Raw genomic sequence first — 20,851 nt, 5'->3', positions numbered from 1 at the left:
AGCTTAAAATAAACCATTTAACCCCTTATATTTTTTTTAGCAATCACCCGGTCACAGGTTTGACCACGACACGCACTATCGAAAAAGTGCGCTGCGCACACCCGTTCGATCCCGATATCTGCCATTAAGGTTTGAGGGGATTAGGTTTGATGCTGCCCAGGGTTAGGCAGCATCAGAGAAGAAAGCAGAGAGAGAAGGCAGGGCATAGCCCAGGGTTGTTTGGTATTTGCCTATGTACAGGGTGTCCATGGCATCGGTTAAGTGGGGAGCGTCTTCCTGGTTAACATCGGAGCGTAACTCGGGGCGCTTGTCTTTAGTGATCCCGTTCCTGGTTTCACGGCTGCCGGTGCATTGCACTGCGATGATGAGCTGGGCACAGCCATTGCGGTTGTAACGTACCGGCATCACCCGCTCACCGGTGCCCTCATATACGGCGCCCCACATGTCATAGCGTGTCTTATGGCCGGGCTGCTGACCGATGTAGCAATGGTTAACAGTCCATTTGTGTTTGCGCAGCACCTCGGTTACCGCATCGGCGTAGGTGTAGGTACGGGTAGCATCGACATGATTAAAGGTGTGGTCATAGTAGAAGTTAACCACCTTGCAAGCGTGATGCTCATAGTACTTGCAGAAGTCTTCGATTACATCCTGGATAAGCTTAGGCTTCTTAACGAACATGCTCTTAAGGAAGCGGTAATGATCCGGTTTCTCCTGACCTATCACCAAGCTATTGATAGAGGCATTAGCGTCCATGCCAATATCAAGGGGTTGATTGCTGATGCAATCCGCATCAATGCGGCTATCTTTGATCAGGCCGGTGGGTAGATACAAGCCCTGGGTTTCGATGTAGCCATAGTTATAGTTATCCTGGGTACAGTGTACCGCGTCATCGAACCGGGCATAGAATGAATCAGGCACCATGTATATCTGCTCATTCATCACCTGGGTACGGAAGTCGACGTCCAGGTTATCACGCTTCCACTTCTTTACCGTGTCGAGGCCCAGGAAGTGAATGTTTTCGAGGGAAGGCCCGGCCGTGTAGTTAACTGTTTCTTTGCGGAGCTCGTTGATCTTGCGCTCAGCTGAGCGGATTTGACTCGAATACTTATCGACCGTTTCTTTATCCTTAGCCTGGTAACGGAAATAGTAAAGCTTATTGATGTACAGCTGCCAGTTTTGGATCAGGTGAACCAATTCCTGCATTTTAATCAGCTTGTCACCCTTCAGTATATCGAGGTTCAGATCGTTCTTTTTCTCGAGGATCCATTTGGCATCGGGCGTTGTGGGCATATCTGTCATGAACAATATGCCGTGATGCCCGGCGTAGTCGCCAAACTCACGCACGTTACCACGGTTAGCCTTGTCGATCTCGAGGTCGAATTTTACTTTGTTCAACAATTTGGCCTCATCACCATACAGCGCGTCGAGCGTTGTACCGTTGGCTGATCCAGGCCTGTCCTGGCTGATCAGTTTAAAACACGCCCCGTTATACCAGTAAATGGTATTTTGATCGGTATCCGGTGCATAGTAAGGGAGCGGAATTTTGAGCTCTTTTGGCGGTTTAACGCGTGGCCAAAAATGTACCCCTCGTTTATAGCCGATGCGCTCCCAGGCGCGGAAGAGCGGCGGGAGCGTACGGTCAAGCAACTGCATGTAAGTAGCGCCGACGATGCCTATCGACGCCCGGGGCATGTTGTTAGCCCAATCGGCCGTACGGCGAGCGCCGGGGCCTTCAGACTTGCCCCAACCACGACCGCAAACGATGTATTCGGTGTTTGTACTGGCTAAAATAGAGCGCAGCTGCCCGGGATGGTAGTAAATATCATTCGCTAACATCTTCAGCCTCCACGTCTTCTATGTTATCAGCATTGCGGGGCTTGCTTTTCGGGATCGATAAAATGCGGATCTCTTCATCCAGGTTATCGATGACAGGAATGCCGATCTGCCCGGGATCCATAACCACCATAAGCGGCGGCGGTTGAATTTCGGCCATGTTAGGCACGTCGATATCCTTGTCGTAAAAGCCTTCGAGGTGATTGAGCTCTTTGTATAGCATCGCCCACTCTTTAAATTTCTCGGCTTTCTCCATTTTGGCAAGCATTCGCCGGCCTTGTTCGATGGCTATGCCGCGTCCATACTCTTTGTCAGCGCGTGGGCGTGTAACCAGGAAAAAACGACGTGTACGTGCTATATCGCTTTCAATAGTACGCCTGGTTATGCCATGAGTACCTTTAAAATACTCGTAAGTATCTTCGACCAGGTTCTTATAAATAGCCCTTTTGCCGCCATACCTTAACCGCGCATCGATGAACTCCATACGCTCGAGTATCCAAAGATCCTGAAGGCTTAAATCCTCCTCAATCCGGTGCGCTAACCAGGCTTTGTAAATACGGTCGAGTGCGTCATCGCGGCGTTTGTCGTTAAATGGGGTTAATCCGGTGTCGCTCATGGCTTACCTCCGGCTTTTATGTTAGCGATCTTCAGGTCGATATCGGCAAGTAATTGGCGCTTAAGCTGGATCAGATCGAGCGTTTTCTGTTTGGGTTTATCCTGCTTTTTGAGGCGCTGCTCGGCTTTATTCAGCGCTTTACGTACATTTTCGCGTTCATTAACCAGGTTAAGGTCAATATTCACTGGCTCAGCTTTCGGCTTCGGCGCGTGTGGATCGATGCCGGTTTCGGTCATGTAGTTGTAGCGCTGCCATAACTCGGCGTTCTTTTTGGCCAACTTAACCAGGCGCGTAGCCAGGATACGGAGCGGCTCACCTTCGGGTGTGGTGTCTAAATGAGGTTGCAGGGCTCGTAGTTCGGCAAATGTTTGATCGCGTTGGCGGGTAACATTGAGCACTGCCGGCAGTTCGGCGGGGTTAGTAGCTGCTTGCACCGCATTTTTTTGCGGTGTTACCGGTGATACCAAGGCCTGCACCGCGTTATTTTGCGATGCTGCAGGCGGATCAATCAGATCCGGCACCTCATTTTTTTGCGAGGGATGATCATCGCTCTGATCTGCGATGTTACCAGGTGCAGCGCCTTCCATCAGCTCCGTAAGCAGATCGCTAAGTTTTTGCCGATTGTATGGGGTTTCGCTCCGTTGGAGCATGGATTTGAGAAAATCATTATCGCCGTAATGGCAATAAATGCTTAGCCCTTCCTGGTAGTTGCGGCCGTTATTTAGCCAGTTTCGTATCGCTTCAAACATGCCCCAAAAAAGGGCGCTGCGGTATTTTTAATAAAGGACAGTTAACAAACAAAAATCCCCCGGAAGCCTCGCGCCCCGGGGGATTTACAACTAAATCTACTTATGAAAACATTAACTAATTAGCTTATTAAGCGGCGGCATCGGCCTTGCCTTTGGCGGCTACTAAAGCTTTTACCGAAAATTTATTGTTGCCGGCCTTGATCAGGGCGTCAACAGTTGAGGTTGATACCGTGCGGATATCGATGGTGCCGTGCACTGGGTTTTCAAATACCGGTGGGCATCCATCGACCACATTGTAGTTTTTAGCTACCTCCGGGTTTAGTTCAAATTTTGGAGCGTCCATTGTTATGGTTATTAAATGAAAAAATCAGTTAATTAAAAGCCCCAGCCTTATGGCAGGGGATGAGGTTAAGCGCCTACGCGAGGCAGGTCACCGGTGTAGAAGTAAACAGGGCGTTGGCTCGGTGCTTCCAGTTCAAAGGTGATGCCTTTTTCGCCTTCAGGGCCGGTACCGCTTTTCCATGATCCGTTAACCAGGCTAAGCGGCAGTTTCTTGGTGCCCACCTGTAGGTAATAGGCTGCGTCTTCCTGCGGTTCAGCAAAACCAATCAAATCGGCATTTTTGATAGTATCCAGTAAGCCGGTAGTATCCATATCGGTACCTGGAGCAAAAGCCGTGATTTTCGGTTTCCAGCTTTTTCCTTTACGGCCACCTACGGATGGTGATTCAAGCATCGATTTGTCGTACATGATGTACACTTCGATAACTTTTTTACCTGTGGCCAAAACGTGATCATCAGCGATTGTTACGCGGCCTGCGTAGGTTGTAGGATTGGCAGCGGGTGTAGATAAGGTTGTGAAGGAGCTTGCAAAAGCTAAAAACAACCGCCTTGTTAAACCGGCCATGTTATCCTGCCCATCGGCGAATAACACATCAGTAGTTAAATCCATTGTTATTATAATAGGGGTAAAAAATCGGGTTAATTCACTTAGTCGGCTTTGGGCAGCTGTTTTATAGCCGTTGAGCCTTCTTTAACAAGTGCCAAAATCAGCTTTTGATCACCGGCAATCTCATCTATGCCCAGCACTTTCACGGCACCATCCTTGTGAACGGTGATGCCATGTACCACGCGGTATACATCGTTTTTGATGGCTACTTCAGGGCGATAATTTTTATCTGCCTTTTTTTGGCGCTCATTGGCCGTCTGAAGCTCGTTGATCACCTGTGTGGCCGATTCAACATTGTTTTCCTGGTTAGCCAGTGCGGCGATTGCGTTTGTGGTGATCTGCACGATTTTGTCGGGGTCACCTTTGGCAGCGGCTAAAGCGTCCTGTAATGCTTTGGCGCTTAAAAGTTCTTTTTTATCCATGACTATGGTGTTTAAGGGTTAATTGTTGCAAAAAGGGGCGGCAGCGTTTGCGGCCACCCCGGTGTTATGGTTTAGGAGAAAAGTTTAAAGTTTGTCGTTCACGTACAATACTTCGAGATCCTGAATTTGGAAGCCGATCAGGTATTTCATTACAGCTTTGTAACCGTGCAGGATCGGGATCATCTTGCCGATGCTGTTAGCGGCGTCTAACTGATCAGTCGCCATCACCAGGTTTTTATCGAACGTGTAGATCACGCGCTGGCTGTCGCCCATCCAGGTACATTCCTTCAGCAATACACGCTGTTGGGTACCCTTCAGGTAAATTACCGGTGCATCCTCGGTATTGTCGTTGATGCTATTGCCTTTACCATAGCGGGTATCATAGTCGGTACGGTACATTTCCATTACCGCCGGGCTTATGTACATGATGGCCTTTTTGCTGCGGAATTTTACCGGTGCGCCCAGGTATAATTTGCGCAGCTCAGCTACCGCGTTGGTAGTGCTGAAGGTGTTGGTAGCTATGATGTGATCAGCTGCTATGCCGCCGCCGGTGATCTCATCTTTGATGATGGTACCTAAACCGTCGCAAATGGCAGACGCGTTGATATTATCCCATTTTGCAGGGGTAGTAGATGGCGACTGACCCGCGGTGGTAGTGGCGTTGGCTTTGTAAAAGTTTTTGTCGGTAAAAACAATTACATCGCCGGCATTATAAACTGTACCGGCGTTAAACGCGGCCGCATCAGCGTGATATTCGGCATAAAAAACGCTTTCGTTGATCTCTTCGGCAACGGTAGCAAATTCCTGGTTCCAGCACCATTGCGCGAAAGGCTCCTGGATGGCGTTGATATCGAGCATCTCGCTCATCCATGTTTTCAGCAATTCATCAGGAATCACTTTAAACACTTTCATTGCGGGTTGAACCGAAATTTTACGACCGCTCCAAACGCGGCCGGTTTCATCTACGTCATCAATGGATAAATCCAACGGACGGATGCCTTTGGTGATAGTCAGTTTGGTAAGGTTTACCGGGCCGCGCACATTGCGCATTACATAAATGTCCTGGGCAATGTCCAGGCCGTTAAGTAATCCGCCGATAAGCGCCTGGCTGTATGTGCCCGCGTAGGTTTCAAGCGCGGCCACATTGTTGGTAGGGTTAGGCATGGTTAAATTTTTAGGGGTATTAAAAACTTGTTGATAGTCTGATTAGTGGGGCGTTGGCCTTATTTAGCCGGCATTTTTGGCATTTTGGCGCGAATGGCGTCGAGCTCTGCATCGGCTTCGCTGTAGAAGCTTGGTTTAGCGTTGGTTTGCTCAATCACGTCTGTACCGTCCTTTTTGCCGCCTGTTGGCTCTGCATCAGGTTTGGCGCCGTATGAAACCGCTTTAGCTTTCCATTGGTCGCGATCGGCTTTCAAAGCCACGATTTCGGCGGTAGCCTCGGTAGCGGTAAGGTTTAAGGCAGTAACTGCGGTTACGGCTTCAGCAAGGGTTTGCTTTTCGTTGCCTTTGCCTAAAACGGCGTTTAAAGCGGTTAAGGCCGAGGCGTTTGCACTAACGGCGTCATCTGCGGCAGATAAATCGCTGTCTAATGCAAGGGTTACACCCGGGATTTTTTGCTCCGCTATTTCTTTGTTAACAGCCTCGACATGAGCCGCTGTTACCTGTTCGGTAGCTAAACCGGACATGCCGGCAAGTGCCGAAAATTTGTTTTTAATTGACCACATTGGATTATTTGATTTGGTGTGAGTTGAATTGATGCTGGATGAGGTATCGCCATTTGCCAGGGCCGAAACCATTGCTATGGCATCCGAGAGGTTGCCGAGCGCGTCGATCAGGCCGAGGCTTATCGCTTGTGGGGAAGCCATGAAGGTTTCGCCCTGGTAAATGGCAGGGGTTTTAGCGTCGAGCTTATCGCCCCGTAAACTTTTGATATCGCCGATAAACTGGTCGTTCATCGGGTTAAGCACTTTTTCGATCAGTGCTTTACCGTCGCCGTTTTTGGCGTCGTTGTAGGTTTTGTTTTTAAGGACGGAAGCTGAGGCGTAATACTCGTTGAACTTCATGCCCCATTTTTCAAACATGGGTTGCATGTCGCTGAAGCTGGCCATTGTGCCCAGGCTGCCAACAATGCCATGCTGATGATACATCAGGATGTAATCGGTATTAGCAGCGATGCGATAGGCTGCACTGGCCAAAATGGTGCGGCTGTAGGTAACCACCGGCTTAGTAAGCTGGTTCATTACATCGGCAATAGGCTTGATAGCGTAAACGGCCCCGCCGCCGCTCTCGAGCACCAGTACCGTACCGATGATATTAGGATCGGCCTCAAACGCCTGCAATTCCTGTGCGGCCTCGAGCGTACCTTTTAAGCCATACCAGGGATCAGAGGCGCTAACGATAGCGCCCTCGATCACCACAATGCCAACGGCGCCGGGTTGCGGCGCTGTCTGCTGTTTGCCGGTGGCGGCGTTTACGGTGTAGTATTTTATGTAGCCGGGAGCGGCTGAAGATTTCGGCTGGCTAAACGACAATAAATGCGACATAGCCAACGCCTGTGCAAAGTGGGGTTCGATGCACAGGGGGCTTAATAAAATTTCATTTACGATTAGTTCATTGATCATTGGATACGTACCGCGATAGCGTGATCCAATGTTCGGGGCGATGGGGAGCCCTATAAAGGACAGGAAAAAGGGCGCGGTTATATGAAAATAGCCGGTTGTAGTTGCTGGCCCGCGAAGGTGATGCCGTAACCATTGACGTCGGCTGCTTGCTGACCTGATGCGCTTTGATCAAGCAGTGTAAGCAAACCGGTTATGCCGGCGCGGCGCAGGTAACCGTTATTATCCTCACACTCCACTATGCAGCGCTGCCCGCGATACTTATTTAATATGGTATGTACTTCGGGACGGATTTTAGGCAGGGTGTAACTGATCTGCGTATCCTGGTAGGTGAGGTTAACGCTGTCCGAAGCTTTTTCGGTGAAGCTTACGCTTTCGGTCGTTACCTCTACGGTGATCCAATCGTAACCGGTATTGAAGGTTAGCGGGTTTAACGAGCTGAAGAAATAGCCCGGGGCGAAACGGAGCGTAGCAATGCCGCCAATGTTGTCGTCCTGATTGTTGGTGATAATTTCCATGCCCTTAAGTTGCGGGCATAAGAGGGGCAGATAAAGGACACGTAAACGAAACTTTGACGCAAAAAAAAGCCTGGCAGCCGGGTTAAGGCTGTCAGGCAGAGGACAAAAAGGTAAAAACATTTGCAACTAACTCATTATGAGGCTAAATAGCGTGCAGAGCTATATCGCTGCAAGTGTTTTACCACTGAATCGCTGCTTAAATCGTCTTCGGTGATGTCATACTTGCTCAAAATGTCGGTTATGATCTGCTTTTGCCAAAAGAATTTAGTAGCCTCGGCTGGCTGCAAACGGATCAATCGTACCCGCTTATCTGCCATGTATTGGTTAACCGAAACTTTGTCGATTGCTTTTAGACCTACACGAGACTGGATAGCCGTATGAAATTGAAATATTTCATCCAGTATTACCTGTTTGATATAGTCGTTAAAAGCATCGATATCTTCCTGGGTGAGGTAAACACCTTTTTGGCAGACAATTTTTGCAGGGATTTGAAGCGATAGTATTTCGTCATCGCGATGGTACTTTTCATACCGATGGGGCATCCGCTTTAACATAGCGTGTAAAACGATGCCTTCTTTATGCCTGGTAGTTAAGCGCCAGGGATCGCCAAATAAGGTTTTGCAGTACTTAAATACATACCTGCGTACAGGTATGTGCAGGGTTACATCCATGAGTCCAATTAATTAGCTGCTTAAAGGTAAATTTTAATTATAACAAAAAAAATACCCTAAAAACACCCTTTAAACGGCTGCATCAGGCGTATAGTTGTCGCCGTATGTACCGGCATCAATGGCGGCGGCTAATGCCTGAAGCAATGAAGCGTTAAACCTATCGGCAATCGGGACTAATCCATCGTACCAAAGGCCATCCTTTTTAACCAGGGACGCGGGTGTGTATTTTTTAAACGAAAAGAAATAATAAGGCCCGCCCTGGCAGGTGACCACAGCCATATGACAAATCCTGGTTTTATCCCGGAAATTATATTGCAGGTACGTCCACCAAGTGGGCGCTCCGCTGGTTCCTGTTTGCGTTGATTCCATGCTTTTAGGGTATCAAATTTCAAGTTTTTTTTTCGGAAACCGAGGGCACACCCTTTTTTATGATTTTTCACTCCAACACTCCAACAGTTCCAACAGTTCCAATTTACTCCAACAGCTTTTAACAGGTAAAAAGTGCCTTATATATATTAAAAACAAACTTTTTTATTATTATTGGAGCTGTTGGAGCGATTGGAGTGCTTTTTTACTTTTTTATCAGCTTTTACGTTTTTCTCTCTATACCCCTGTTTTTTGGCTAAAAACGCACTTTTGTATAAAAAACGGCACAGTAGCAAATTTCCAATTTGATTGGAAACAGGGGCTATTTTATTGGAGCTGTTGGAGTGAAACCGGCATTTTGGGTGGTTTTCAGGAAAAAAGCTGATTGCCTACAAACTTGGTAGTCTTTATTTTTATAAAATAAAAAAGCCCCTTTCGGGGCTCTTATTTTATAGGGGCATACTTGTCAATATTTATGCGGTTGATAGGTGCCTAACACGCCCTGGGCAGCGCGGGCCTTTTCGCGCTCTTCCATCCATTGGCGGGCCTGTTCAAGGTTTGTGATAGCGCAGGCAGTTTCTTTCGACGGAAATTCGGCGTGCTTTAGCTTCAGGTCTTCAATCATTACGGTAACCAGGTGTTCATGCAATGTACCTTCCAGTGCGGGCTCCCGGTTTTCGTTGATCACTTTACTGCCCCTTACAAAGCCGATATCCCACATTTCGCCGGTTGCCTGGATACCGATGTTGGGTGCTACTTCGTAAACCGGTACCTGATAGTGGTGCCCTGGGATGATTGTTGTGAATGCTCTTTTGTTGATCTCGCTCATATAATTAAAAATTAAGTTTAAACTGTATTTCGTAGCCCATTTTGATCAGTTCGCTTACATACCACCGCGGGCCGACAGGTATGTCCATAAAGCTTTCGTATTGGCATTTGATCCGGCGCTCGGCAGCAAACACTGTAAACTCATTCGGTAACTGCTTATGCAGGTAGTAGCGCCGCCGGGCCACCTTCCGGTTTATCCGGTTGATCTCCACATCGGCCGGTTTCTTTTTATTGGCCTTGAAAATGAGTTTCTCCGGCACGTTGAATAATAAGCCCTGGTTACTCATGATATCACACCTCCTTTTTTTGCGATGAAACCAGGTGACGGGCTTCGTCAACGTAGATGAAATCAATTGAGTACCCGTTTAAATTTTCGCCTATCTTTTTGGGTACAGCTGCCAGCGCATTTTTTTGCGATGTGAGATCTTGCAATATGGCGTTGCGTAATTGCGGATCGAGGCGCTTTAGCTTACGGATAAAGTTTTTCTTTACCCGGCTTAATGCTTCACGCTCCCTAAAGTCTTCGCCAATATAGCTGTAATCATGCAGCTGATCGGTAAGCTCATAGTTATAATAGATCCGCTCCAAAACCTGGCCTTTACGGGTGGTGCTGGGAAAGTCAAACGTTTGCCATCCGGCCAATAGTTCATCGTACAGATCATTTGGATAATGGCTAAACATTACCCGGGTATGTTTCAAGGCCCTGGCCGCTTTGATCACCGCTATATGCTTAAACTCATCGGATTCAAAGCGGTATACAGGGCGCTGGCCTTTCCTGGTGCTGAATAAATAAGGCAGATCAATGTAAATAAACGTGGCTGCAGTATCGTATTTATGTGCGATGAGGTACCGGATCACGTCTTCGGCATCCATATTCAGCAGATGGTAATGATCATGATCACGTACCGCATTTTGCCACGATGCTATTACCTGCGGGTCGATATCATTGAGATAATTAAGCTTGGCCGGTTTGATATGCCGTGTGATGCCGCAATTGCCCAGGCACAGGCTAAAGAATACCTCGTGCGGGGGTATCCGGTTTATGATACTTTGGTAAGTCCCCGAACCGGATTTCCCGCCGAAATAGCTGCTGTAGGCGTCTACCTTTATCCTTGCCATTACTTTCCGAATAATAAGGGTTGAACACTACCATCGGCATAAACTGTATCCATAGGTGTATCACCGGTCGGTTCTTCACCAGTCCATTTATTCGGCCAAAGGTTTTCAGACCAACACTTGCGGATAAAAATCTGCTCCTCATTATTCAGCAGATAAACTGTCGGCATGCCGATTTTATCAGCAACTGCATTGATTTCATTTTGGATAGCCAATATCCCGTTGAATGCCCAATCGCGAGCGGCCATCGTGATAGGCCCCATACGTTGCTTGTTCTTTTCGTTATTTACCTCAAGACCTGTTTTACGCAACCGGTTTTGGGGTTTGCGAAGTTCCCTATAAATCGGGCGAAGCCGTTTCAATGGTGCCAGGTATTCCCACTTAGTTTTTTTAAGTAGGTTATCAAGTGCTGTGTCCTTGTCTGTTAGGGGGCATCCCATACAACCGGTTCGGGCATTAAGTTCTTCAGCTTCGTCACCGCCATAAGCATCGGCAATCAACTCTGTAGAGAAATCACCGTATTCAGGCAAAGGAGCCCAATGTTTCAACCATTCCCAAACGTGACATACCCGCCAATGAAGTATGGGCGCTAATGTATCGCACAGTGATTCGGGTAATGTTTCTTGATACCATCCCTGCCCGCACTCGGCGCCATTTTTTGAGCATGACATAATAATCCGCTGATCACGGATCGCACTTTCGCCCTGCCGAACCCCCGTTAACATCAATACCTTTTCGCCGAGTTCGCCTACCAGTCCTTTTAACTTTACCTCCATAGGCTCGATTTTTATCCTGGACGTACACCAACGAAATGTTGCATTGTTAGGCGGCGGAACGCCTCTGCCAAGTATGTAGCACAGAAATCTGTTTTCCATAGGAGCCATAACAACCTCTACGTTATAACCATGCTCAGCAAGTTCTTCCATTATCTTTTGAGCAGCATAAAACAAAGGCGTTAGCTCAAGCCTGGTATCTGCATATAAAATGAAGATTTTTTTAGGGGCTTTGATCTTGCCTGACATAATGCTCCAAATTATAAATGTCACCAAGGTGGTGCTGTCCTTACCTCCGCTCCATGCTACACACCAATAGTTATAACGAGGACCGTAAGCATTTAACGACTGCCAGCTTAATTCAAAGCTCTCAGTCATTTGCAGCCGCCGGGATATTCCTTCAAATAAGTTTGATTGCGATGTTTTCATTTTACTTTTTAACTGCCTGCCTCATCCAGTAACCAACAATAAACACAGCAGCCAGGAGCGCTATAACGCCAATGCCCAGCGCAAACCTGAATGCTGAAGGAATTTGAGTATATGCCTGGAAGATGCCCATCACCAAAAAACTAAAGGCCATTACCCCGGTTAGGATGCACATGATAGCCGTAACAGGGCTATCAAACTTTTTCAAAAACATTTTCATGCTGTAGCCGCCTCCTTATCGACGTTTTCTGGCTTGTCATTAGTTGATAAAACTTTGAAGCTTATTACCCAAACCCAGGGGTTGGATTCGTGAGATTTATCACCGTTTATTACATCCCAAACCGACAAAAATGAGCCTACCGGAGTAAGAAAGCCTGAATTATCCTTTTGATAATTTTTATAAAGGCCATTCAGTATGTCTTTACTTACAATCATTTCAACGCCCTCTCTCAGCGAATCTTCTTCAGTAATATTCTTCAGACGTTCAATTCTGATATCTGTAATTTCAAGCCAAATGCGCGAAAATTCTTTTGGTAAAAACCGTGCCCTTTGCCACTTACCTAATGTTTTCCTCTTTTTGATGTTGTTTAAGGCTTTTTCAGAAATCTCACTAAAAGGAAGCATCACGGCACCAAGGTCTTTGAAAAGGCACTGAACATAGTTGCCGTTTAACTTTATATTATGCTCTTCGCGAACCCAAATAAGATCACCTATTTGGCCGTTCTTGCAAGGCACTTCAAAACCACCATCATTTTTTTTATCGGTAACTATCCGTTTAAGCGTATCCGGTAAATCAGCCTTGCTGTAGGCATTTTCCATTCTATTTAAAAAAGTTATTAGCCACGGTTCATCTATAACCCGCCGGGTCATGGTTTTGCGGCCGGCTAACAAGGCCTGCACCATTGGGGTGCTGAATAGGATAGGTCGTTCTTTTCTCATGGCTTATATTGATTTTTTGGGTTGATACTCCGCCGGTTTTAACCGCTGATCGAGCCAGCGTTCAGCTACATCGATGTTTGAAAATGTCTTCGAGATACCTACGCGGATCCAAAAAGGAAACCATGGTCGCCAACACTCGATTCTATAATCGAAGTCTGACCAACCGCCCATTACAGGCTTGATCCTATAACGTTTTTTCATACCGGCAGGCCCTCCATTACCACATATTGGTTATGATCGAAAGAGAAATCTTCGGCGGCAATGATCTCGATGCCGGCGCTGCCGTCCATTTTACACCATCCTTCGCGGCTCTCAAATGCTTTCAATACGCCTATGAGGTTTACGTGCTGCTCAGCCTGGATAAAGTTGATTTCCCTGCCGAGCTGCTGTAAAAATGTTTTCGTGTAGTCATAACCGTTAGCTTTGAGCCTATCCTCATAGCCCATCCAAAATTCAACCATGCTGCGGATAGCGTTATCAACTTCCGGGGTGTGGTCAACCACTACGGTACATTCCCACCAGGTGGGGCCGTACTCAATGTCATACATTTTTTTAGCCATTATTTTTCGGTTTAAATTGTTACTACTTAGTTTACCAACCCGGTCGGATCGCCCTTAACCAGCGTTTTTTTAGGCTTTATATTAAGTGGCTGCATCTCGTTTACAAGGGTGTCCATTTCCTTACGCACACCGTTGATGTTGGCCAGGAGCGCTTTCATGGGTTTGATGTTTTGTTTGCCCGGTGCACGTTCGCCCTTGCTGCGCAGCTCTTCGAGCTTGGTTTGATAGTTGCGGTACTGCCTGTATTTTTTGATCAGGGTTTTTACTTGCTTTTCGTCGTACATTATTAAGATTTTAAAGGGTTAAAAAAGGTCTGTTTGGTTATCGTCATCACCCGGGGGATCGATGCTCTCAAATGATAGTTGGGTGTTTACCGGCGATGGCGGCGCGTATGGATTGGCGGGCGCTGCCGGCGTTACTTCGCGGGGTACCTGCCTGATCACTTCAATACCTTGTACCTCGAGGTTGCGCCATTGCTTTTCGCCCTGGATGCTCAGCATACCGGTCACCCTGATCTCGTCGCCCAGCTTCAGGTTATTGGCCTGTGAAAGATCAGTCCAAAAACATTTGGTTTTAGTGATCTTTTCAACCCTCACATTATCCCGCTGATAGCTTTCATCCTTAGTAAGCATGAAAACCACTTTTTCAGTATTTAACAGGTGCTGTATGTAGGCATCGCGCTCAACGTGGCCATCGAGTGTTACTAATACCCGGTCATCTTCGCCGGCGCTTTCCATCAGGTTGACATCATTTAACAGCAGCTTTTCATAGTTAAAAACCATGCTACTGGTGTTCTTTTTAAGACCTGTTTTTTTGCTTTTGAATATGCTGCCGGCAGATGTGCCTATAAAGTGTTTTTGCTCGGTGAGGTAGGCTTTAACGGTACTTTCGTTAATTGCAACCTTACCGGTAACATTGCGCTTTTCTTTAGCATAGGCCGGGTAAACATTGGTAAAGCGTAAAAACAAAAGCCGGGTGGGCTTATCAAAACTGATCACCTTTTTCGAAGCACCTTCGGCTAACACGCCTTTCAACTCCGTTACAGTCTCAATTTTATAATCCCAGCCCGGCTCAAGGCAATGGCCGTCCACACGATCCGAAAGCGATTCAACTACTTTCCAAAACTCGCCCAGGGTATTGCTTTCGGCAATTACGGTGTTCAGGTTGCGAATCTGATCTTTGCAGTAGGCATAAAAATCATCGTAAGTAAAAGGAAGGTCAATAGCGCCCTGGTACAGCTTCATGAGCGTTAAAACCACCGTGTAGTTTTCAACTACGCGGGTTTTAGGTGTGTAGCCTTCCTCTTTAAAATCAGCATTCAAAGCGCTCATTACCCCCTTAAAAGTTGTGAGGTAATTATCTTCAATCATCGGGCGTTCCTGAATGATCACCGTTGACAGCCCGGTAATGCCAGCCTTTTCGTATGCTTTCAGCTTGTCGAAATTGTCGCTCTCTTCGTCGGTATAATCATTGTTTTCTACAAAGCGTTCGGCAATAGAGCGGCTCATGATCGAACCGTCATCAACTGTAGCTGCATATTGGCCAAGCAGCATAGGCATACAGTTTACTTCCTGTGTTTCGGTATCATTGCCCTTTCCTGTGCCTTTCTGCCTGCCCTCGTTTTCGGCCATCCCTTTAAATGCCTTGGTGATGGCTTCGGCTATCGCCTGTGGATCAAATTCGTTGTAGCCCATCGGTACGTTTTTAAAGCGGCTTGCCGATGCCCAAAACGCAAATATGGATACCTGGTTAAGGTTGATTAACTTGATATCGTGCAGAAATATGGCTATGATCGATTCGACAAACTTTGATTTTCCCGAGCCGGCCGATCCGTAGCAATAAGGCAAAGGGCAATAATTCGACCTGGATAAAACGATATCCCTGTTCGGTGCTAAAAATGCCCAGGCAATACCCATCATCGCCCGGTTACCGTACACCTTCATCATCAGGTCGCACCAATCTCTAAAGCTAACCGACGGCATGATGTACTTTAAATGCCGGTCGTTTTTATACCGATCTGTACCGGCACGCAGGCCCTCGAGTATATTGCTCGATCCCATGCTCAGGTATTTGGTGCCGTCAACCTCGGCTATGCCGTATTCGTTGTAATATTTGACACCATCCTTAAAAAGCGCATTGCTGAAGGCAAAAAAGCCCTCATCCTGCCAACCCAAAGTGGTGAGCTCATAACCGCGGGAATACTGGCCCAGGAAAAAAGATTTGATGCGGTTTAGGTGGCTTTGGGTAAAACCCTCTTCACAGAAGTATACCCCGAAATCCATCAGCATCGTTTCAAACTTTACCGTACTGGTAAATGCCGAGCTGGGCAGCTCAAAAACCTGTTTGGTATAGCCGTTACTGATCTCGGTTAGCCTACGCCGGCCGTCATCTTTATGACTGATCACCTGCAAAATTGGCTTAATGGTAAAATTGGTAAGCCGCCTCATGTAGTTATTATTTTCGCGGAAGTAGATGCCGGTATAATCAGGGTTTACGGTATCAACCTTCCAGTCGAAACCGATGGTATTAGCCCGGTCTTTATTTACCCAGGCGGGGAAAGCCTGTTTGCCCTCAGCTACGTGCTGCTCTTCATTTTTGCGGCGCTCGGTATCCTGTACTGATTTAACACCTTTTGCCAGGGCGTTTTTTGCGGTTCCGATCTCCTGCGAAATACGTTTGATGTAAAAATCGGCCAGGATATCATCATCAATACAGGCCAGCATCAGCTTTATGCTGCTTACGGCCTCTGTTTGCAGATGGATGTCTTCGCCGGCAGCGACGTACAGGGTTTTGGCTTTGTAAACAACCGCGTCCTGTTTATTCAGGTTTATATAGTTTAGTAGGGGTGCAGACATTATAATACTTCCTCCACGGTCTGATTAGCTAAAAACGCGCTTTTTAACTCATAGGGCGTGTCCTTGCCCATGCCGTTGAGTTCGGCATGTTTCTCCGATCCTTTGCGGATCCAATTGGCTAAGTATTCGAGGGCTTTAATCGCATTTACAACTTTGATCCCATTATCAATTTGAAAAAAATTGCCTTCTCCTTTTCCCGTTTCGGGATCAAATACAATAGTTATTTTTTGGCCCATGTTATTTAGAAGTTTCCGCGATAAGCTCGCATTCGTGATAGTAAATCGGGATGATGCCAAAGCCGCGCACGATCACGGCAAATTTTTCATCCTGGATAGTTTGGATCGTTAACAGCTGATTTTCTTTAACCTCGATGATTAGGTTTTTAGCACTGTCGAACTGAAGCTGTTTATCCGTTAAGTGGGTAAATGTGCCCCGGTAAATGAATTGTTTCTCGTTAAGCAGGTCGTTCTTTTTCATCCTGTTTACAGGTGTGTGGCAGTCGCTAAAGCGCACATTCATCGGCTTATTGATCACGAGCATGGTAAAGCCTTTTTCATGGATGCCGTTAACGTGCTGCGGCTGGCTCCGTTGATCAGAAATAAGGATGCCGCGCTTTGCATTATTGTCATCGGCCGAAAAGCGGTAAATAAATGCCGGTGTATTTTGATAGTAAAATGGCTGCCCGGATAAAAAATAATCCTCGGTAATGCCTGGAAGTTGTTGGCTCATGGTTTAATATTTAAATACGGTGCAACGGGAAAATTCAATTCTGATATCCTCAAATGGCCAGTTTTCAACACAAAAGCCATCATCGTCGATTTCATAAATTATAGAGTGCCGATCATCATCAAGAGTTAATATATTGTCTTTGTTATTGAATCTTAAAGGCTCATCATCTATCAAAAAGCTTTTTCCGGCTTCAAATTCGTCCCTTGTCATGCCGCTACCTCCATTTCTTCCTGTTCATCTTCCTGCGGTTCGGGTTCGGTTTCCCCAGGCTGCATATTGCGGGCGAAACTGTCAGGATCTTCCCCGGTAGGCAGCAGGCAGATATCAACTTTAAAGCCTTGTTTCAGCAGCATGTCCACATCACGCATGTTTGCCTTATTACCGGCATCATCGCTATCCCGTATCAATACCACATGATTGGTGTACTTCTTTAAAATTTTGGCCTGTTCTTCAGTAAATGAGGTGCCGCAAGGTGCTACGGTATTTGGCATACCTGCCTGATGGAAGCCGGTTACATCATAGTAGCCCTCAACTACACAGGCAAATTTCATTTTGCGGATGTGCGGGCCTGCCTGGAAAAGGCCATAAAGCACCTTGCTTTTGTTGTATATCAGGCTTTCGGGGCTGTTGATGTATTTGGGGTTATCCTTTTTACCATCTTCCATTTTACGGCCTCCTATGCCCACTATTTCGCCCCGCTCGTTTTGGATCGGGAAAATGATCCGTTCGCGCTGAATGTCGTAGCTACCGTTATCGCCCACTTTAACCAGGCCTATTTCTTCGGCCGGGATCAGCAAGCCGCGCTCTTTGATGTTCGGCGCTAAAAACCGCTCTTTTGGTGCATAGCCGATTTGAAACTGGATAATGGTTTCGGTGGTTAACCGGCGGTTTAACAGCAGTTCGGTTACCGGTGATCCTGCTTCCATCGGCTGTTCGGCCGTTTGCATCCTGACCATGTTGAATAGGTTTTTGCGGTATTTTTCGGCCGCGTATTTCATTAGTTCGAGCTGATCGGCGCGCTTGCTGCGCACTTCGTCGGGCTCGTCCGTCCTGGTTTCTTCAACGGTGATGTTAAACCAGTCGGCCAAATATTTTACAGCGGTCGGGAAATCCATGTTTTCCTTAGCCATGATAAAGGCAACCGGGTTATTTCCGCCCGCGCCGCATCCAAAACATTTATACATGTTTTTTACCGGGCTGAATGAAAAACTGGCCGACTTTTCATTGTGAAAAGGGCACGGCCCGAAATGATTAGCACCCTTTTTTTTAACGGCGGCATATTTGGATATCACCGTTAGCAGGTCAACCTCCCGCACTTTGTCGATGGTGTCTTGTGAGATCATAAGGTTATTGTTTTTGATAAAGTTGCACTCGTTCAATCACGCAGAATGGCAGTATCGTTTGTGATACCTTTACTACATTATTGCCCCATTGGTTAATAAAGTAGGATTTGTACCCGAAGCCCAGCACCCACATAAATGATGTTTTGGTGCTTACGCGGCCCCCTGTTTTAATGACTTGTTTTGGCATGGCATTGGGCTTTATAGCGTTCATGAGCTTGTTTGGCGCGTTGCTTTTGTTTGTGATCGTCGGCGGCTTTAATCAGGATCATCGCCACATTGACGCCCGCAACCAGGATAATTGTCAGGATCATATCATTAGGTTTTTAAATTGCTAATTGTAGTTTTTGGTGAAGCAGGTGTTTTTCGATGGCATGCAGTATGCTGTGCCCGTTTTTCACGTAAATGATGGTTTTGGCATTAATGCGGATGGCTGTTTTGCCCCGCTGGGCGAACATGCCCTCAACAATGGTGCAGCCTTCGGGCAGGTCTTCTTTAGTCGCAGTAGCAGAAGCGGCTTTGTTTTGCAGCGATTGAAGTCTTTCGCGGTCGGTTAAGATTTGTTTATGCTTTTCGGCTACCTGCGCCTCATGCTGCCTTTTGGCTTGCTTTTTTTCGCGGCGGCTTTCGTCCAGTTGCTTGCGATGGTTAACAATAACATCTTTTCGTTTCTCTTCCCGCTCTTCGCGTACCGCGTCATCCAGGCGTTTGCGGCCGGCGTTTTTAGGGTTGCTATCTACACGTTTTGCGGTGAGCTGCTGATATAGCTCCAACGCCTTATCCATTGTTGCGGGTTCGCTCAAATAGATATATTCGATCACGTCCGACTTATCAAATTTGATAACGATGCGGCTATCGATGCCGGCCTTAGTAAACCCAATGATCCACTTTTTAAAGTTTACGTCGCTATCCATCAGCTTTTGCAGATCTGCTTTAGGTTTTTCGGTTTTGCGCCTTGCAGGACGTGATTGTTCAGTTGGCCTGGATGGCAGGGCGATTGTTTTTGTGGTGCCGACACGCCCGAGATATACTCGCTCGGACTGGCTTAGGTTGTAAGTATTATTCATATATTATTTAGTTGAATTAGCTGATTAGTATACCGTTATCAAGATTTGAGACTTCGGATATTTCATTGCCAGTGTTACATTGTCGTAGGTTTTTACAGTCACTACCCAGCAATTGACGTACTCTTCAATACTTTGGATCTTCCCTAAATTTGCCAGCACTTCGCCTTTTTTCAGGTTTTTTATATAGGTGTTTCTATGCAGCATATCAATGAGATTCAGCAGTTAAAACATCCCACCTAATCCTGAATTTTTGATACATATCGAGGGCGTGATCAATGCTTTCGGTGGTTAAATAGATGTACTGGATCACATCGGCATGATCGGCCGGGATGACAATGTCTCGGCTGTAGCCCACTACGGTTAGTTCGTGCAGCCATTGCAGAAATGCCGGATCATTATTTAATATCTCGGCTTTTTTTGTTGTTATAGTGCCCATATTTAAATTGATTAGTTGCTTTTTAAAAAAGCCCCCTCGATCTCGCATTTCGGGGGCCTAACCTAAACCTTATCACAATTAGGCAGGTGTCTACTTGGGTGCTATCGCCTTACGGCTTAGTAACTGCCTTTCAAGCCTTGCCTTTGTTTCAGGGGCGGGAGTCGAACCCGCAACGGTGAGATACCGCGCTATATCTTTATCACCCACAGCTAACTGCTACGTTTACCATTTCGCCACCCTGACGACTTTTTTGCCCCGGCCCATTACACCTGGGCGCTTTATCAACCTCACTTCTCCTGGCCTCCTGCCATCGCCCAGGCCATCCAACTACACATCCCACCTGCACGGCCGCTATCATAGTTGTTTTAAATGCCGGCGGGGTACCGGTTTTCCAAAACAGTTAAGCTCGTCTTCCTAACCGCATAAAGAACAGCCCCTATATTTTGATGCCTATGCCTGAAAGGGTATGCCTTGCAGGTCGTGGCAGAATTGTATAATTGGTAAAATGTCTGATCGGTATTTGTCGTAATGCCGGCTTTGCGCTGAGGGGGCAAGCTTTAAAAGCAACGGCGTTTTTTCGATGATCTTTCGGCATTGCGGATGCAAAGCGTTGCTGTGTTTATTTATGCACTCAATCAGTGTTTCGGCAAGGGTTATCCGGTCTTCATCAACAACCTCGGCATGGTTCAGTGCGTTTATCCGCTGCCCTAACCATTCAGTTAGCTGTAATTTGAAGTATTGCCTATTGTGGAAGTAAACAATGCGCCTGCCCTCACTTTCATTAGCTACGGTAACTGTTTTGTTATCCTGGCTGTCGGGATAGCAGATAACCATTGATACACGGTTATCCTGAGTGTAATTAGCTTCAGCGTAAATCATAACGTGTGAAAAATTTTTCACGCTTTTGATACAATTTGCTGCACTTTATAGCTATATAGGAAAATTTTAGTTTCCTTTGAGTTATAACGTTTAGCGTAAAAGGCAAAAGCGTTGATTGGTTAATTAGCATTTTATTTATAGTCCCTGCCCTCCACGGCG

At 46.7% G+C, this 20,851-nt stretch carries 31 protein-coding genes and 1 tRNA gene; all 32 read right to left on the bottom strand.

Going from position 1 to position 20,851, the window contains the following annotated elements; translation table 11 throughout:
• Positions 1 to 162: 162 nt before the first annotated feature.
• Positions 163 to 1,836: a hypothetical protein gene (locus J3L18_RS09775; RefSeq protein WP_129569925.1), complete on the bottom strand. Its 1,674-nt coding sequence runs from the start codon at positions 1,834 to 1,836 to the stop codon at positions 163 to 165.
• A complete protein-coding gene (locus tag J3L18_RS09770) occupies positions 1,823 to 2,449 on the bottom strand; it encodes a hypothetical protein (RefSeq protein ID WP_129569924.1) in 627 nt (208 codons plus the stop codon). The genes J3L18_RS09775 and J3L18_RS09770 overlap by 14 nt, the downstream gene beginning before the upstream one ends.
• A complete protein-coding gene (locus tag J3L18_RS09765; protein WP_129569923.1) occupies positions 2,446 to 3,198 on the bottom strand; it encodes a hypothetical protein in 753 nt (250 codons plus the stop codon). Before J3L18_RS09765 ends, J3L18_RS09770 begins: the two co-directional genes overlap by 4 nt.
• 127 nt (positions 3,199 to 3,325) lie before the next feature.
• Positions 3,326 to 3,541, bottom strand: a complete 216-nt coding sequence (locus tag J3L18_RS09760) for a hypothetical protein (protein ID WP_129569922.1) — start codon at positions 3,539 to 3,541, stop codon at positions 3,326 to 3,328.
• A 65-nt stretch (positions 3,542 to 3,606) separates the two neighbouring features.
• Positions 3,607 to 4,149 (bottom strand): hypothetical protein, encoded by a 543-nt coding sequence (locus J3L18_RS09755; RefSeq protein ID WP_129569921.1) that lies wholly within the window; start codon positions 4,147 to 4,149, stop codon positions 3,607 to 3,609.
• 38 nt (positions 4,150 to 4,187) lie between these two features.
• Positions 4,188 to 4,568 carry a hypothetical protein gene (locus tag J3L18_RS09750; RefSeq protein ID WP_129569920.1) on the bottom strand — a complete coding sequence of 127 codons (381 nt, stop codon included), beginning with the start codon at positions 4,566 to 4,568 and terminating at the stop codon, positions 4,188 to 4,190.
• An 84-nt stretch (positions 4,569 to 4,652) separates the two neighbouring features.
• Positions 4,653 to 5,732 carry a hypothetical protein gene (locus tag J3L18_RS09745; RefSeq protein ID WP_129569919.1) on the bottom strand — a complete coding sequence of 360 codons (1,080 nt, stop codon included), beginning with the start codon at positions 5,730 to 5,732 and terminating at the stop codon, positions 4,653 to 4,655.
• A 59-nt stretch (positions 5,733 to 5,791) separates the two neighbouring features.
• Entirely contained in the window at positions 5,792 to 7,192 is a 1,401-nt protein-coding gene (locus J3L18_RS09740; protein ID WP_129569918.1) for a S49 family peptidase, read from the bottom strand.
• 77 nt (positions 7,193 to 7,269) lie between these two features.
• Complete coding sequence (locus J3L18_RS09735) at positions 7,270 to 7,707, bottom strand: hypothetical protein (protein ID WP_129569917.1); 438 nt, start codon at positions 7,705 to 7,707, stop codon at positions 7,270 to 7,272.
• Between the two features lie 134 nt (positions 7,708 to 7,841).
• Positions 7,842 to 8,378, bottom strand: a complete 537-nt coding sequence (locus tag J3L18_RS09730) for a hypothetical protein (RefSeq protein WP_129569916.1) — start codon at positions 8,376 to 8,378, stop codon at positions 7,842 to 7,844.
• Between the two features lie 69 nt (positions 8,379 to 8,447).
• Positions 8,448 to 8,747 (bottom strand): hypothetical protein, encoded by a 300-nt coding sequence (locus J3L18_RS09725; RefSeq protein WP_129569915.1) that lies wholly within the window; start codon positions 8,745 to 8,747, stop codon positions 8,448 to 8,450.
• Positions 8,748 to 9,210: 463 nt separating this feature from the next.
• Complete coding sequence (locus J3L18_RS09720; protein ID WP_129569914.1) at positions 9,211 to 9,573, bottom strand: hypothetical protein; 363 nt, start codon at positions 9,571 to 9,573, stop codon at positions 9,211 to 9,213.
• Between the two features lie 4 nt (positions 9,574 to 9,577).
• The gene (locus J3L18_RS09715) at positions 9,578 to 9,859 is read right to left on the bottom strand and encodes a hypothetical protein (RefSeq protein WP_129569913.1); all 282 of its coding nucleotides are present in this window, start codon (positions 9,857 to 9,859) and stop codon (positions 9,578 to 9,580) included.
• Positions 9,860 to 9,863: 4 nt separating this feature from the next.
• Positions 9,864 to 10,691, bottom strand: a complete 828-nt coding sequence (locus J3L18_RS09710) for a DNA adenine methylase (RefSeq protein WP_129569912.1) — start codon at positions 10,689 to 10,691, stop codon at positions 9,864 to 9,866.
• The gene (locus J3L18_RS09705; RefSeq protein WP_129569911.1) at positions 10,691 to 11,890 is read right to left on the bottom strand and encodes a phosphoadenosine phosphosulfate reductase domain-containing protein; all 1,200 of its coding nucleotides are present in this window, start codon (positions 11,888 to 11,890) and stop codon (positions 10,691 to 10,693) included. Before J3L18_RS09705 ends, J3L18_RS09710 begins: the two co-directional genes overlap by 1 nt.
• 1 nt (position 11,891) lies before the next feature.
• On the bottom strand, positions 11,892 to 12,107 hold the full coding sequence (locus J3L18_RS09700; RefSeq protein WP_129569910.1) for a hypothetical protein: 216 nt from the start codon (positions 12,105 to 12,107) through the stop codon (positions 11,892 to 11,894).
• Entirely contained in the window at positions 12,104 to 12,826 is a 723-nt protein-coding gene (locus tag J3L18_RS09695) for a hypothetical protein (RefSeq protein ID WP_129569909.1), read from the bottom strand. Before J3L18_RS09695 ends, J3L18_RS09700 begins: the two co-directional genes overlap by 4 nt.
• A 3-nt stretch (positions 12,827 to 12,829) precedes the next feature.
• Entirely contained in the window at positions 12,830 to 13,027 is a 198-nt protein-coding gene (locus tag J3L18_RS09690; protein ID WP_129569908.1) for a hypothetical protein, read from the bottom strand.
• On the bottom strand, positions 13,024 to 13,386 hold the full coding sequence (locus tag J3L18_RS09685; protein WP_129569907.1) for a DUF2528 family protein: 363 nt from the start codon (positions 13,384 to 13,386) through the stop codon (positions 13,024 to 13,026). Before J3L18_RS09685 ends, J3L18_RS09690 begins: the two co-directional genes overlap by 4 nt.
• 26 nt (positions 13,387 to 13,412) lie before the next feature.
• Complete coding sequence (locus J3L18_RS09680; RefSeq protein ID WP_129569906.1) at positions 13,413 to 13,670, bottom strand: hypothetical protein; 258 nt, start codon at positions 13,668 to 13,670, stop codon at positions 13,413 to 13,415.
• Between the two features lie 18 nt (positions 13,671 to 13,688).
• On the bottom strand, positions 13,689 to 16,241 hold the full coding sequence (locus J3L18_RS09675) for a hypothetical protein (RefSeq protein ID WP_129569905.1): 2,553 nt from the start codon (positions 16,239 to 16,241) through the stop codon (positions 13,689 to 13,691).
• Positions 16,241 to 16,477 carry a hypothetical protein gene (locus tag J3L18_RS09670; RefSeq protein ID WP_129569904.1) on the bottom strand — a complete coding sequence of 79 codons (237 nt, stop codon included), beginning with the start codon at positions 16,475 to 16,477 and terminating at the stop codon, positions 16,241 to 16,243. The genes J3L18_RS09675 and J3L18_RS09670 overlap by 1 nt, the downstream gene beginning before the upstream one ends.
• Position 16,478: 1 nt before the next feature.
• The gene (locus tag J3L18_RS09665) at positions 16,479 to 16,970 is read right to left on the bottom strand and encodes a hypothetical protein (RefSeq protein WP_129569903.1); all 492 of its coding nucleotides are present in this window, start codon (positions 16,968 to 16,970) and stop codon (positions 16,479 to 16,481) included.
• A gap of 3 nt (positions 16,971 to 16,973) precedes the next feature.
• Positions 16,974 to 17,180 carry a hypothetical protein gene (locus tag J3L18_RS09660; RefSeq protein ID WP_129569902.1) on the bottom strand — a complete coding sequence of 69 codons (207 nt, stop codon included), beginning with the start codon at positions 17,178 to 17,180 and terminating at the stop codon, positions 16,974 to 16,976.
• On the bottom strand, positions 17,177 to 18,313 hold the full coding sequence (dnaG, locus tag J3L18_RS09655) for a DNA primase (protein WP_129569901.1): 1,137 nt from the start codon (positions 18,311 to 18,313) through the stop codon (positions 17,177 to 17,179). The genes J3L18_RS09660 and dnaG overlap by 4 nt, the downstream gene beginning before the upstream one ends.
• A 4-nt stretch (positions 18,314 to 18,317) precedes the next feature.
• Positions 18,318 to 18,500 (bottom strand): hypothetical protein, encoded by a 183-nt coding sequence (locus J3L18_RS09650; protein ID WP_129569900.1) that lies wholly within the window; start codon positions 18,498 to 18,500, stop codon positions 18,318 to 18,320.
• Positions 18,481 to 18,624, bottom strand: coding sequence for a hypothetical protein (locus J3L18_RS09645; RefSeq protein WP_189549258.1), 144 nt, complete (start codon positions 18,622 to 18,624; stop codon positions 18,481 to 18,483). The genes J3L18_RS09650 and J3L18_RS09645 overlap by 20 nt, the downstream gene beginning before the upstream one ends.
• 12 nt (positions 18,625 to 18,636) lie before the next feature.
• Positions 18,637 to 19,377, bottom strand: coding sequence for a hypothetical protein (locus J3L18_RS09640; protein ID WP_129569899.1), 741 nt, complete (start codon positions 19,375 to 19,377; stop codon positions 18,637 to 18,639).
• 24 nt (positions 19,378 to 19,401) lie between these two features.
• On the bottom strand, positions 19,402 to 19,581 hold the full coding sequence (locus J3L18_RS09635) for a hypothetical protein (RefSeq protein WP_129569898.1): 180 nt from the start codon (positions 19,579 to 19,581) through the stop codon (positions 19,402 to 19,404).
• Between the two features lies 1 nt (position 19,582).
• Complete coding sequence (locus J3L18_RS09630) at positions 19,583 to 19,813, bottom strand: hypothetical protein (protein ID WP_129569897.1); 231 nt, start codon at positions 19,811 to 19,813, stop codon at positions 19,583 to 19,585.
• 147 nt (positions 19,814 to 19,960) lie between these two features.
• A tRNA-OTHER gene (locus J3L18_RS09625) sits at positions 19,961 to 20,055 on the bottom strand.
• Between the two features lie 208 nt (positions 20,056 to 20,263).
• Positions 20,264 to 20,692 carry a hypothetical protein gene (locus J3L18_RS09620; protein WP_129569896.1) on the bottom strand — a complete coding sequence of 143 codons (429 nt, stop codon included), beginning with the start codon at positions 20,690 to 20,692 and terminating at the stop codon, positions 20,264 to 20,266.
• Positions 20,693 to 20,851 lie beyond the last annotated feature (159 nt).

The organism is Mucilaginibacter gossypii (assembly GCF_017569325.2).
Lineage (GTDB): Bacteria > Bacteroidota > Bacteroidia > Sphingobacteriales > Sphingobacteriaceae > Mucilaginibacter > Mucilaginibacter gossypii.
This window is presented reverse-complemented; position numbering and strand designations above follow the sequence as displayed.

Bases quoted from the DNA above. Each gene is read 5' to 3' on its own strand.
- J3L18_RS09775 (WP_129569925.1), bottom strand. From the start codon at position 1,836: ATGTTAGCGAATGATATTTACTACCATCCCGGGCAGCTGCGCTCTATT.
- J3L18_RS09770 (WP_129569924.1), bottom strand. From the start codon at position 2,449: ATGAGCGACACCGGATTAACCCCATTTAACGACAAACGCCGCGATGAC.
- J3L18_RS09765 (WP_129569923.1), bottom strand. From the start codon at position 3,198: ATGTTTGAAGCGATACGAAACTGGCTAAATAACGGCCGCAACTACCAG.
- J3L18_RS09760 (WP_129569922.1), bottom strand. From the start codon at position 3,541: ATGGACGCTCCAAAATTTGAACTAAACCCGGAGGTAGCTAAAAACTAC.
- J3L18_RS09755 (WP_129569921.1), bottom strand. From the start codon at position 4,149: ATGGATTTAACTACTGATGTGTTATTCGCCGATGGGCAGGATAACATG.
- J3L18_RS09750 (WP_129569920.1), bottom strand. From the start codon at position 4,568: ATGGATAAAAAAGAACTTTTAAGCGCCAAAGCATTACAGGACGCTTTA.
- J3L18_RS09745 (WP_129569919.1), bottom strand. From the start codon at position 5,732: ATGCCTAACCCTACCAACAATGTGGCCGCGCTTGAAACCTACGCGGGC.
- J3L18_RS09740 (WP_129569918.1), bottom strand. From the start codon at position 7,192: ATGATCAATGAACTAATCGTAAATGAAATTTTATTAAGCCCCCTGTGC.
- J3L18_RS09735 (WP_129569917.1), bottom strand. From the start codon at position 7,707: ATGGAAATTATCACCAACAATCAGGACGACAACATTGGCGGCATTGCT.
- J3L18_RS09730 (WP_129569916.1), bottom strand. From the start codon at position 8,378: ATGGATGTAACCCTGCACATACCTGTACGCAGGTATGTATTTAAGTAC.
- J3L18_RS09725 (WP_129569915.1), bottom strand. From the start codon at position 8,747: ATGGAATCAACGCAAACAGGAACCAGCGGAGCGCCCACTTGGTGGACG.
- J3L18_RS09720 (WP_129569914.1), bottom strand. From the start codon at position 9,573: ATGAGCGAGATCAACAAAAGAGCATTCACAACAATCATCCCAGGGCAC.
- J3L18_RS09715 (WP_129569913.1), bottom strand. From the start codon at position 9,859: ATGAGTAACCAGGGCTTATTATTCAACGTGCCGGAGAAACTCATTTTC.
- J3L18_RS09710 (WP_129569912.1), bottom strand. From the start codon at position 10,691: ATGGCAAGGATAAAGGTAGACGCCTACAGCAGCTATTTCGGCGGGAAA.
- J3L18_RS09705 (WP_129569911.1), bottom strand. From the start codon at position 11,890: ATGAAAACATCGCAATCAAACTTATTTGAAGGAATATCCCGGCGGCTG.
- J3L18_RS09700 (WP_129569910.1), bottom strand. From the start codon at position 12,107: ATGAAAATGTTTTTGAAAAAGTTTGATAGCCCTGTTACGGCTATCATG.
- J3L18_RS09695 (WP_129569909.1), bottom strand. From the start codon at position 12,826: ATGAGAAAAGAACGACCTATCCTATTCAGCACCCCAATGGTGCAGGCC.
- J3L18_RS09690 (WP_129569908.1), bottom strand. From the start codon at position 13,027: ATGAAAAAACGTTATAGGATCAAGCCTGTAATGGGCGGTTGGTCAGAC.
- J3L18_RS09685 (WP_129569907.1), bottom strand. From the start codon at position 13,386: ATGGCTAAAAAAATGTATGACATTGAGTACGGCCCCACCTGGTGGGAA.
- J3L18_RS09680 (WP_129569906.1), bottom strand. From the start codon at position 13,670: ATGTACGACGAAAAGCAAGTAAAAACCCTGATCAAAAAATACAGGCAG.
- J3L18_RS09675 (WP_129569905.1), bottom strand. From the start codon at position 16,241: ATGTCTGCACCCCTACTAAACTATATAAACCTGAATAAACAGGACGCG.
- J3L18_RS09670 (WP_129569904.1), bottom strand. From the start codon at position 16,477: ATGGGCCAAAAAATAACTATTGTATTTGATCCCGAAACGGGAAAAGGA.
- J3L18_RS09665 (WP_129569903.1), bottom strand. From the start codon at position 16,970: ATGAGCCAACAACTTCCAGGCATTACCGAGGATTATTTTTTATCCGGG.
- J3L18_RS09660 (WP_129569902.1), bottom strand. From the start codon at position 17,180: ATGACAAGGGACGAATTTGAAGCCGGAAAAAGCTTTTTGATAGATGAT.
- dnaG (WP_129569901.1), bottom strand. From the start codon at position 18,313: ATGATCTCACAAGACACCATCGACAAAGTGCGGGAGGTTGACCTGCTA.
- J3L18_RS09650 (WP_129569900.1), bottom strand. From the start codon at position 18,500: ATGCCAAAACAAGTCATTAAAACAGGGGGCCGCGTAAGCACCAAAACA.
- J3L18_RS09645 (WP_189549258.1), bottom strand. From the start codon at position 18,624: ATGATCCTGACAATTATCCTGGTTGCGGGCGTCAATGTGGCGATGATC.
- J3L18_RS09640 (WP_129569899.1), bottom strand. From the start codon at position 19,377: ATGAATAATACTTACAACCTAAGCCAGTCCGAGCGAGTATATCTCGGG.
- J3L18_RS09635 (WP_129569898.1), bottom strand. From the start codon at position 19,581: ATGCTGCATAGAAACACCTATATAAAAAACCTGAAAAAAGGCGAAGTG.
- J3L18_RS09630 (WP_129569897.1), bottom strand. From the start codon at position 19,813: ATGGGCACTATAACAACAAAAAAAGCCGAGATATTAAATAATGATCCG.
- J3L18_RS09620 (WP_129569896.1), bottom strand. From the start codon at position 20,692: ATGATTTACGCTGAAGCTAATTACACTCAGGATAACCGTGTATCAATG.